General features: G+C 43.6%; 9 protein-coding genes. 2 read left to right on the forward strand and 7 right to left on the reverse strand.

The window, feature by feature from the left end:
- Positions 1-207 precede the first annotated feature (207 nt).
- Positions 208-1,512, forward strand: coding sequence for a dicarboxylate/amino acid:cation symporter (locus AB4512_RS12060; protein ID WP_017062553.1), 1,305 nt, complete (start codon positions 208-210; stop codon positions 1,510-1,512).
- A 184-nt stretch (positions 1,513-1,696) separates the two neighbouring features.
- Here the strand turns inward: AB4512_RS12060 and AB4512_RS12065 are convergent, their stop codons facing one another.
- The 3 genes from AB4512_RS12065 to AB4512_RS12075 all read right to left on the reverse strand — a co-directional run bounded on the left by AB4512_RS12065 (position 1,697) and on the right by AB4512_RS12075 (position 4,298).
- On the reverse strand, positions 1,697-3,082 hold the full coding sequence (locus tag AB4512_RS12065) for a sensor histidine kinase (protein ID WP_017064547.1): 1,386 nt from the start codon (positions 3,080-3,082) through the stop codon (positions 1,697-1,699).
- On the reverse strand, positions 3,079-3,744 hold the full coding sequence (locus AB4512_RS12070) for a response regulator transcription factor (protein WP_017062555.1): 666 nt from the start codon (positions 3,742-3,744) through the stop codon (positions 3,079-3,081). Before AB4512_RS12070 ends, AB4512_RS12065 begins: the two co-directional genes overlap by 4 nt.
- A gap of 80 nt (positions 3,745-3,824) precedes the next feature.
- A complete protein-coding gene (locus AB4512_RS12075; protein ID WP_010429860.1) occupies positions 3,825-4,298 on the reverse strand; it encodes an NYN domain-containing protein in 474 nt (157 codons plus the stop codon).
- 323 nt (positions 4,299-4,621) lie between these two features.
- Here AB4512_RS12075 and AB4512_RS12080 point away from each other — a divergent pair, with 323 nt between their 5' ends.
- Entirely contained in the window at positions 4,622-5,119 is a 498-nt protein-coding gene (locus AB4512_RS12080) for a DUF4174 domain-containing protein (RefSeq protein WP_050546503.1), read from the forward strand.
- 51 nt (positions 5,120-5,170) lie between these two features.
- Here the strand turns inward: AB4512_RS12080 and cobA are convergent, their stop codons facing one another.
- From cobA to nirB, 4 genes are all read right to left on the reverse strand, one after another.
- Complete coding sequence (gene cobA / locus AB4512_RS12085; RefSeq protein ID WP_017066845.1) at positions 5,171-5,947, reverse strand: uroporphyrinogen-III C-methyltransferase; 777 nt, start codon at positions 5,945-5,947, stop codon at positions 5,171-5,173.
- Positions 5,948-6,275: 328 nt separating this feature from the next.
- The gene (locus tag AB4512_RS12090; RefSeq protein ID WP_017062558.1) at positions 6,276-7,091 is read right to left on the reverse strand and encodes a formate/nitrite transporter family protein; all 816 of its coding nucleotides are present in this window, start codon (positions 7,089-7,091) and stop codon (positions 6,276-6,278) included.
- A 123-nt stretch (positions 7,092-7,214) separates the two neighbouring features.
- Positions 7,215-7,538 carry a nitrite reductase small subunit NirD gene (gene nirD, locus AB4512_RS12095; RefSeq protein WP_017069123.1) on the reverse strand — a complete coding sequence of 108 codons (324 nt, stop codon included), beginning with the start codon at positions 7,536-7,538 and terminating at the stop codon, positions 7,215-7,217.
- A 14-nt stretch (positions 7,539-7,552) separates the two neighbouring features.
- A complete protein-coding gene (gene nirB, locus AB4512_RS12100; RefSeq protein ID WP_017062560.1) occupies positions 7,553-10,126 on the reverse strand; it encodes a nitrite reductase large subunit NirB in 2,574 nt (857 codons plus the stop codon).
- Between the last annotated feature and the right edge of the window lie 635 nt (positions 10,127-10,761).

The raw sequence follows: 10,761 nt of genomic DNA on the forward strand, positions 1-10,761 counted from the left end.
ACAAATTTATGTATAAAACCCTCGATGGATGTAAATTAATAGTGAATTATTTTGTTTTTATTTGTTTAATTTACACAATTATCAGTGATTTTGATCACATCTATAATTCCAAACTCATTTTTTGTTTTTCGAATTGATTATCCGACTGCTAATCTCCTGCTCACTTTGAAAAGGTATCAAAGTTATAAATAATAAGGAGTGTTCTAAATGAATACCAAGAAACCTATGTCTCTGACTGGTCGAGTAATCCTCGGTATGGTCGTAGGTATATTAACGGGATTCGCCATTCAATCCCTTTTTGCAGACAACGGATTTGTTAACAACTACATCGTTAACGGACTCTTTGAAGTGGGCGGACAAATCTTTGTCGCCAGTTTAAAAATGCTTGTTGTGCCTCTAGTCTTCGTTTCACTAGTGTGCGGTACAAGTTCTCTTAAAGACTTATCAACTCTTGGCCGTATGGGTGGCAAAACGCTTGCACTTTATATCGGTACTACTGCCGTTGCCATCACTCTAGCATTAACTATCGGTAACCTGTTCCAACCTGGAGCTGGTGCGGATCTTACTGCTGCGAGCTCTTTCAAATCAGCGGATGCCCCTTCTCTGGGCCAAGTAATCATCGACATGTTCCCAACCAACCCTATTCAGGCGATGGCTGAGGGCAAAACGTTACAAGTTATCGTATTTGCAGTGTTGTTTGGTATCGCAATCAGTGCAGCGGGCAAACCCGGTGAACGTATCGCTGCAGTTTTCTCTGATCTAAACGAAGTGATCATGAAGCTAGTTGCGCTACTAATGAACCTTGCTCCTTACGGCGTATTCTTCTTGATGGCGAAACTGTTCTCTGGCCTTGGCTTAGGTGCGATTTGGAACCTAGCAGAATACTTCTTAGTGCTTGCTGGTACCCTGCTGTTGCATGGCTTGGTGACTTACAGTGCGATGCTTAAAGGATTCACAGGTCTTAGTCCGATTACGTTCCTACGTAAGATGGAAGATGCAATCATGTTTGCATTCTCAACAGCATCTTCGAACGCAACAATTCCAGTAACTATGGAAACGGCTAAGAACCGTATGGGCGTAGACAACAAAGTCGCTTCTTTCACAGTACCACTAGGTGCAACTGTGAACATGGACGGCACTGCAATCATGCAAGGTGTTGCGACGGCGTTTATCGCGCAAGCGTACAACATCGACCTTTCAATGGGTGATTACCTAATGGTTATCCTAACGGCGACACTGGCGTCTGTTGGTACTGCAGGTGTCCCTGGTGTTGGTCTTGTTATGCTAGCGATGGTATTGAACCAAGTTGGCCTGCCGCTTGAAGGTATTGCTCTAATCATGGGTGTTGACCGCCTTCTTGATATGATTCGTACCGCTGTAAACATCACAGGTGATAGTGCCGTATCTATCATCGTTGCTAAGTCTGAAGGCGCTCTAGACGAGTCTCGCTTCAACGACCCAGCAGCAGGTGAGAAAGAAGAAGAAGTTAAGCTAGCTCGCCAACAGGCATAGTCTCGCTTATCTTATGCTCTTGTCTTCAAGCTCAGGCGTAATTAATGGCTACGCCTAGCCCTTACCAAAGCGCATAAAGAAAAACGCCACTGCAGATGCAGTGGCGTTTTTATTGGGTATCGCTTAAGTCAGTACTACTGAGTTGGGACAGTTATCAATTTAAGGTAATTATCAATAGGGAAAGCTAATCACCGATTGGGAACATCAAGTTCACTCTCAGCCCCCCACCTTCTCTATTCTCAGCAGTTACATGTCCATTCATCACACCCATCGCTTCTTTAACAATCGCAAGGCCCAGACCGTAGCCACCAGACCGTTTGTCTCTTGCTGATTCAATACGAGTAAACGGGTCGAATATACCTGCAATCTTGTTATCAGGAATACCGTCACCGTCATCTTCTACAGATATTACACTGTAACGTCTATCCATTACCTGTTCGTATGTCGTCACGACCACATGAGCGTTCTCACCCGCGTATTTAATGGCATTCCCGACCAAGTTACCAATGACTCGAAGCAGTAGCCTCTCATCAACGTTCACCATTGATATCGGCGTCTCTAGGGAACCAATCAAAGTTTGATTCGGTTTTAAATCGTTTTGCATCTGCGCGATCAACATTGAACAATAGTGCTCAAGGTGCATTAAACTTAACTTGGAGTCATAGCGAGAGGTTTCTAAGCGGCTAAATTCAAGTATCTCACCCACCAGCTTATTCATCTCTTCTGTTTCATTTTCCATTCGTTCTAGCAAACCAATGCTTTTATCATCAACCTTGCTGCGCAGCAGGTGTAGTGCGAGGTTTTGCCTTGCTAATGGTGTTCTTAACTCGTGTGAGACATCACGAATCAAACAACGTTGCTTTTCAGCCAGAGATTTAATCTCAAAGGTCATATAATCAAAATCGTGTGCAAGCTCGTTGAATTCACGCGTGGTGGAGTTCAACTCCGACACCACACTGACCGTGAAGTCACCTTGAGCCAGTCTGCGGCTCGCTTCTCTCAATCTATCCAACGGTTGCTGAAGGCTTTTGGCCATGATAATCGAGAACAGAGACAATACGACCAATGCAATCAATGCTTTAAGCATATAGGAATATGGCGCAAAAGATTTTGCGGGATGAAACTGGTGCGGTAGTTGGATAACCAGTGTTTTACCGTTATCCAGTGGTAGGCCGAAGATCGGCTTACTCACACGATCACTAAGTTGGTGATCTAACGTTCTTAAGTATTTGAGCTTAAATTCAAAATGTGGGTGCATGTGACGATGTGTGATCGGACGATTGTCTTTATCAATGACGAACAGATAATACTGCTGAGCATTACCCCAGTCCGCGAGTTCATCCATGTCCCCTTCTTCGATCAACACATTCGCTTGGTAAGCAAGGTCGAGCATTTCCGCTTTTACCGATTCTGGGACTTTAAGCAGCGCTTTCATCAAGGCTCTTTCAGCGACACCTTGCAGGATCAAAATACTCACCAAAATGACGGTCAGGTAACTGAACAGTTGGAAAGTGAGTCCGTCTTTACGCTTAGCAATAAAATCAGGGCAACGCAGCAGTTTTTTACTCATGCTCCGACCGACTCTAGGTAACTGTAACCTTTACCACGAACGGTTTTTATATGTTGTTTAGACAAACCTGCCTGAACGAGCTTTCTACGTATATTGCTGATATGCATATCTAAATTACGATCGAAGGGACACAATTCTTTCTTGAGTACATGGATTTGCAGATCAGACTTTGAGACGACAATACCGTCATTTTTGACCAAATAATCAAGCAAGTCTTTTTCAGTGCCAGTTAATGGCAAACGAGAGAGTTGTTCACACAAGCCGTGATTAGAGGAAGCTAAAGATTGTCTTTGGCGTTCAAAACCCACTCGGCGCAAGATCACCTTAATACGGGTTAAGAGTTCAGGAACATTGAAAGGTTTAGCGATGTACTGGTCGGCGCCTGCTTGGTAGCCATCGAGCATTGAGGCATCGTCATTAAGCGCGGTTAGCATAAGAATGGGAGTAGCAAAACGCTGACAAATACGTCTTGCTACTTGAATGCCGCTTAGGTTCGGAAGCATTACATCGAGTAGAACCAAATCGACAGGGTGAGATTGAATAAACTCAAGCGCGGATTCACCGCAATGAACAGTATCAACGTGATACCCCTCATTTTCTAACACTTCACCCAGTAATTCACACAATTGAATATCATCATCAACAACTAAAACGCGAGACATTACACACACCGATAAATAAGAACTGTTTGCATTCTAATTATCGTTATTATTGATTTCAATTATAAAGTGCCCGATTTCCTCTATAGAAGAAAATCTTTTTCAATCGGTACAAATTTTGATGCAGAATCGATAAGATTTTGAGCAGTTAACCCGGGAACACCATACACTTCAACAGGCTTGCCAAAGCGCTCTTTGATTCGCTCTACAAGGATTTCGAAATCACCGTCTCCTGATACCAAAACAATCGTATCAACCGTCTCAGCAAGTTCTATCGCGTCTAACGCAATACCCACATCCCAATCGCCTTTTGCACTGCCATCTCGACGCTGAATAAACGGCTTTAACTTCACATTAAAGCCCACACCACGAAGGATATGATGAAATTGACGCTGCTTTGGATCTTGGCTTGAGATTGCGTAAGCATTAGCTGCAATAACGTTACGCCCTTCCGTGGCAACATACCAAAACTGGTTATAGTCGAAGTTAGAACGGTATTTGTCGCGCGTCGTGTAGTAAACGTTCTGAACGTCGACCAAAATAGCTATGTTTTCCATAAATTCATACCTTTAGATTTTCCGTATACCCTATTCTATTCAATTGTAAAATGCGAGTCGCTTTACTCAATAAAAATGAACCTGCCAGCTATCGTTAACGTAAATCTAATATCTTTAGCGTAAAGCTAAGTGTCTTTACGTAATCCTAACTATGCTTATTGTAAGTGGATTTGTTTTGAGCGTTTCTTAGGTGGTTCTGATCTTCACCTTCTTCTTTACGTAGCGTTCAAATCGTACTCAGGCTTAGAGTTTTTAAAGGGAGGTTGGCAATGCTGCACCGACAAACACACAATTCGATCGTAAGCATCGACACAACCAAAGCGATGCAAACTTTAAATCAACCATCAAACTCTGGTAGCTGGTTTAGTTTGCTTAAACTACTGACCATCAGCACGGTAATAATCATGAGCTTAACCATCAATTCAGTACTCGCCTACCCTGCTTATTCTCACTCAAAGCCTTTGCCACACCGCAGTGTGATTTATTTCGCTCCAAAGGAAGATTCAATCGTTAAAGAGTTTCTGAATGAAGTGTTGCTCAATAACTGTCAATTGGACGAACGAGATGTCGTCATTATGGTTATTGCTGAGAGTGGTTACACAGTCCCAACTTGGTTAGAAGAAGAGTTTAACTTAGAAGCAGTCACCAGTATTTACGAGATCCCGAAAGGATCACATACCGCTGTTTTGATTGGTAAAGACGGGAAAGAGAAGCACCGATGGAGTGGCAAAACAGATTGGAAACAGATCACCAATATCATTGACGAAATGCCGATGCGCCAACAAGAAATGCAGCGACAAGGCAGCCGCTGCAGTATTTGATTCTTGATGGACTCAGTAGTGGCTTAGAGATCCAATTAGAAGGTCAAACGATCAAGCTTGTTTGTTAAACCAAGCAAGTTTTTCATGGAGCTGAGCCACGCTGCCTACAACAATCAGCGCTGGGCTCTTTGCGACGCTCGCAAGGTCAGCTAAATCACGTAACCCACCTCTAAACACCTTTTGTTCTTGGCGTGTACCGTTTTCGATGATCGCAACTGGCATGTCAGCTCGCATACCATTATCGAGTAGATTCTTCTGAATGTTCGGACTCTCTTTCAAGCCCATGTAAAACACGATGGTATGGTTGTGCTGAGCAAGAGATTGCCAGTCAATATCTTCGCCATCTTTCTTCAAGTGACCTGTAATAAACTGCACGCTTTGTGCATGATCACGGTGCGTCAACGGAATGCCCGCATAAGCCGTTGCTCCGGCAGCGGCTGTGATGCCCGGAATCACTTCAAATCTCACGTCATTCTCAGCTAACGTTTCACACTCTTCACCACCACGACCAAAGATAAACGAGTCACCACCTTTTAGACGCACTACGTGTTTGTTCTCTTGAGCTTTGGTCACTAATAGTTGGTTGATCTGATCTTGCGGTACGCAGTGATGATCGAGCTTTTTGCCCACATACAACATTTCCGCTTCTGGATTAGCCATCGCCAAAATATCTTTTGATACCAAACGGTCATAAACCAACACGTCTGCTTGTTGAATCACTCGTGCCGCTTTTAACGTAAGTAAGTCTGGGTCGCCCGGACCTGCACCTACTAATGAAACAAATCCTGTGTTTCCTGTTTTAACATTCGATGGCGATACTTCTGACATGCTTTGCTCCGAAAGTTAGCTTGTTATATTTCAAGCTTAATTCTGTATGACGATTCATCGTTGTATGAATCACCAATATCCCTACTTCTTAGACTATCAGTTGTTGCCATAAAACTTTACGATTAATTCTAATCAAGATAGAAGTTTATATAACAAAACAATCTATTACGTTGGAAAACCCTGACATTTGCACCATCATCAAGCACACATTGCTCGCCTTAGGTGCACGGTTATCAAAGTAGAGAGTGTTAAGATCAAAAAAGCCCCAAATCAACAGCTTGGGGCTTAACACACATTATTAGTTGCTCATTAACCTAGAACTATCTAATTACTTAGCGCCTAGAGAAGGAGCTGTTTTAGCATGAGTTAGGTATAGAGGAACACACGTCATTAATAGACCACCAACGATGTTACCTAGGATTGTTGGGATAAGGTTGAAGTTCAACCATGTCGCGATACCAAAATCAGCGCCAAGAATCATACCTAGTGGGAATAGGAACATGTTTACCACTGTGTGCTCAAATACGAGTGCGAAGAAGATGAAGATTGGGAACCACATCATTGCTACACGGCCAGATACTGTGCGTGCAGTCATGTTGCCAATCACACCTAGACATACCATAAGGTTACAGAAGATACCGCGTACGAAACACGTGATCCATCCGTCCATACCCATGTTTTCAAAACCTAGGCTACGACCTGTAGAAACAGCAATGAACTTTTGAGCAACAGCGTTTGGTTCTAAAGAGAAGTTACCCGTTAGTGATACTGCAACAAGGAAAGCAACAATCAAAGAACCGATAAGGTTACCAAGACCAACAATACCCCAACAACGTAGGATACGACCCCAAGTAATACCTGGGCGGTTGTCGAATTTCGCTAAAGGTGCAAGGCCGAATACGCCAGTTACTAGGTCATAACCCATTACACTTAGAATGACGAAGCCAACTGGGAACACAAGTGCGCCAACAAGGCCAATACCGGTTTGAACCATTGCTGTAATAGCAACAACAACCGCTAGAGAAAGGATGATACCAGCCATAGTGCTTCGAATCAGAAGATCGCGAGTACTTGTTTTCGTTTTCGCTTCACCCACATCAATCATCGTTTGAACGAATTCAGCTGGTTTGTAATCAGGAGACATAAGGTTGTCCTTAAAAAGTTTAAATTAAAAGTTAAAATTGGATAGGAAAAGGCTCTAGTTGCCGAGTTAAGGCAATATCGAGAACTAGAACCCTTGAACTATCAAATCTTACTCATCCGAAGATTAAGCAGAGATTTCTACAGCGCCTTTGGCAACACGAGCTTTGTACGCTTTCACGTTGAAGTTCTCGTCTTCCATGCACACACCTGTTGCTAGGTTAAAGCGTTGCTTCTTAAGTGGGCTTGCTACCCAAAGCTCTTCTTTGTGCTCAACAATCAAGCCACGTGATAACACGTTAGATTGGAAGTATGGGTCTGTGTTGCTAATCGCGAATACTTCTTCAGCTTTCGTTGGGCGGAATACAGCTACTTGCTCACCACCAACCAACGCACAAACACCTGTACCTGGGATAATGTCTTCGATCTTACAAACTTTGGTAAATGCCATGATGTCGTCTCCCCTTAAACAGATTCTACGTGAATGATGTCGCCCTGATGCTTTGAAGTAATGGCTTCAGGGTGTTTCTCAGTGAATGTCGCAGGACGGTGTTGTTCACGACCATCTTCAACAAACACAACGTTATCATCGCGGTCATCAGCATTGATGAAGTGTGCAAAGCGCTTAAGTTGAGCTTCGTCGTTGATTGTATCTGTCCATTCACAAGCGAAGTTATCAACTAGGCCAGCAATGTCAGTTTCAAGTTGGTCATTGATACCAAGCTTGTTGTCTACAATCACTTCACGTAGGTAATCAACACCACCTTCTAGGTTGTCCATCCATACCGAAGTACGTTGTAGTGGCGCAGCCGTGCGGATGTAGAACATCATGAAACGGTCGATGTACTTGATTAGCGTTTCTTGGTCTAGGTCGCTTGCCAGTAAGTCTGCGTGACGAGGTTTCATACCACCGTTACCACATACATACATGTTCCAACCTGCGTCAGTCGCAATAATACCTAAATCTTTACCTTGCGCTTCAGCACACTCACGAGTACAGCCAGACACACCAAACTTCATCTTATGAGGAGTACGGATGCCTTTGTAACGGTTCTCGATCATCACGCCTAGGCCAACTGAATCTTGAACGCCGTAACGACACCAAGTAGAACCTACACATGTTTTCGCCATACGAAGTGCTTTTGCGTAAGCTTGACCCGTTTCGTAACCTGCAGCGATTAACTTCTTCCAGATTGCTGGTAAGTCATCTTTCTGAGCACCAAATAGGCCGATACGTTGTGCACCTGTGATCTTGGTGTACAAGTTGTATTCAGCAGCAACATCAGCAAGAACGCTTAGTGCTTGAGGTGTTACTTCACCACCCGCCATACGAGGGATTACAGAGTAAGTACCGTCTTTTTGCATGTTACCTAGGAAGTTGTCGTTGGTATCGTGCAGCTTCACTAATTCAGGCTTAAGGATGTGTTCACCCCAGCAAGAAGCAAGGATAGAACCTGCTAGAGGCTTACATACTTCACAGCCGTAGCCTTTACCGTATTTCTCTAATAGCTCATCGAACGTTTTGATTTCTTCGATGCGAATTAGGTGGAAAAGCTCTTGGCGAGAGTATGCAAAGTGCTCACACACGTCGTTCTTCACTTCAACACCAGCTTTAGCAAGTTCAGCGTTTAGTACTGAAGTCACTAGTGGAATACAACCACCACAACCAGTACCTGCGCCTGTTACTGCTTTGATATCACCGATTGTGTGGTGACCTTCAGCAACCGCTTGAGCGATCTTGCCTTTAGTCACATCGAAACAAGAACAGATAACAGCAGACTCAGGAAGAGAATCCGCGCCAAGTGTTGGCTTTTCAGCACCAGCATGAGCAGGAAGAATCAATGCATCTGGGTGTTCTGGTAGGTCGATTTCGTTCAGCATAAGCTGTAGAAGATCACCGTAGTCAGACGTGTCACCAACCATTACTGCACCAAGCAGCTTCTTGTTGTCTTCAGAAACGATTAGACGCTTGTAAACTTCTTGTTCTTCGTTTTGGTAAACGTAGCTCTTACAGCCAGGAGTACGACCGTTCGCATCGCCGATAGAGCCTACTTTCACGCCCAAAAGCTTAAGCTTCGCAGACATGTCAGCACCTTCAAATGTGCTTTCGTTACCAACAACGTGGTCAACCGCTACCGTTGCCATTTTGTAACCAGGAGCCACTAGGCCGTAGAACGTTTGGTTCCAAGACGCACACTCACCGATTGCGTAGATGTCTTTGTCTGTCGTTTGACAGTGATCATTAATCTCGATACCGCCACGTGGTGCAATACCCAGCCCCATTTGACGAGCAAGTTTGTCTTGTGGGCGAATACCAGCAGAGAATACGATGAAATCAGTTTCTAGCTCTGTACCGTCTGCAAAGCGCATTACGTTACGAGCTTCAGTGCCTTCAGGAGCAATCTCAAGCGTGTTCTTACTTGTATGTACGTTAACGCCCATACGTTCGATTTTTTGACGAAGTTGGTTACCACCCGCTTGGTCAAGCTGCTCAGCCATTAGCTTTGGAGCAAACTCAACAACGTGCGTGGTTACACCAAGAGCTTTTAGTGCGCCTGCAGCTTCAAGACCAAGCAAACCACCACCAACAACCACACCAGATTTAGAATTCTTAGCGGTTGCTTCGATAGCTTTCAAGTCTTCGATTGTGCGGTAAACGAAACAGTCTTTACCTTCGTTACCTTTGATTGGCGGAACGAATGGGTATGAACCTGTAGCAAGGATTAGCTTGTCGTATTGAATTTCACGACCAGTACTTGAGTAAACTGTTTTCTTTTCACGGTTAACGTTAATAGCACGCTCACCGATCAGCATGTTGATGCCGTGTTTCTCGTAGAAGCCTTCTTTAACTAAAGAAAGTTCGTCCGCAGTATGGTGTGAAAAGTAAGAAGAAAGGTGTACACGATCATAGGCTACGCGAGGCTCTTCACAGAAGACTGTGATGTCCATGTTAGCAACGTCTGTCTTCTCGACTAAATCTTCGATATAGCGATGGCCGACCATCCCGTTACCGATTACGACTAGCTTCATCTTGCTCATAAGAATTCCTGAAGGTTATATATTTCTTAACTGAGTGAATAATGAATTATGAAAGAAAATGAAAATATGATGTAAATCAATTACGAAATCGAACTACCCTAAAGGGGTAGGACAAAAGAGGTAGATCTGCTGATTTATCATACGAAGCAAACGAATAACCGTAGGTTTAATAAGGTTTAGCGGGGTTTTATATACACTTTCGTGCAGTAGATAAGATGTTGTAAAGTTTCACAATAGGTTAGCAGTAACATAAGTAAATGACAATCATTTTCATTTGTGGTCATAATAAGTGTAATAACTCATGAAAGCGTTACAGGATCATGAGCAACTATGTATAAATATGAAGAATTTAATGACGCAAAAGACAGTCGCCCTTTTCCATTCCCCACTCATTCCACTCACAAACGGCGCAATTGGTTAACAGATGCTGTTGGTTGTTTAGCAAATGATAGGTTTACATAAGGAAAAGACCGGCACAAAAGTGATCTGATATAGCTTGTTCCTAGTGGTGCTACTGATTAGAGAGCATACGTGGAAGTTTGAACATAGCATGAGGGTTTAGAATTTCAGATAGCAAAAAGGCCAGCATTTCTGCTGGCCTTTCAACTTTGAATAGTGGAGGCGCCTCCCGGAGT

It is taken from the genome of Vibrio sp. 10N.222.52.B7 (assembly GCF_041474275.1).
In the GTDB taxonomy this organism is placed as follows: Bacteria; Pseudomonadota; Gammaproteobacteria; order Enterobacterales; family Vibrionaceae; genus Vibrio; species Vibrio crassostreae_C.

Excerpts from the sequence above, each read along its gene's own strand:
- AB4512_RS12060 (WP_017062553.1), top strand. The coding sequence starts at position 208 with ATGAATACCAAGAAACCTATGTCTCTGACTGGTCGAGTAATCCTCGGT.
- AB4512_RS12065 (WP_017064547.1), bottom strand. The coding sequence starts at position 3,082 with ATGAGTAAAAAACTGCTGCGTTGCCCTGATTTTATTGCTAAGCGTAAA.
- AB4512_RS12070 (WP_017062555.1), bottom strand. The coding sequence starts at position 3,744 with ATGTCTCGCGTTTTAGTTGTTGATGATGATATTCAATTGTGTGAATTA.
- AB4512_RS12075 (WP_010429860.1), bottom strand. The coding sequence starts at position 4,298 with ATGGAAAACATAGCTATTTTGGTCGACGTTCAGAACGTTTACTACACG.
- AB4512_RS12080 (WP_050546503.1), top strand. The coding sequence starts at position 4,622 with ATGCAAACTTTAAATCAACCATCAAACTCTGGTAGCTGGTTTAGTTTG.
- cobA (WP_017066845.1), bottom strand. The coding sequence starts at position 5,947 with ATGTCAGAAGTATCGCCATCGAATGTTAAAACAGGAAACACAGGATTT.
- AB4512_RS12090 (WP_017062558.1), bottom strand. The coding sequence starts at position 7,091 with ATGTCTCCTGATTACAAACCAGCTGAATTCGTTCAAACGATGATTGAT.
- nirD (WP_017069123.1), bottom strand. The coding sequence starts at position 7,538 with ATGGCATTTACCAAAGTTTGTAAGATCGAAGACATTATCCCAGGTACA.
- nirB (WP_017062560.1), bottom strand. The coding sequence starts at position 10,126 with ATGAGCAAGATGAAGCTAGTCGTAATCGGTAACGGGATGGTCGGCCAT.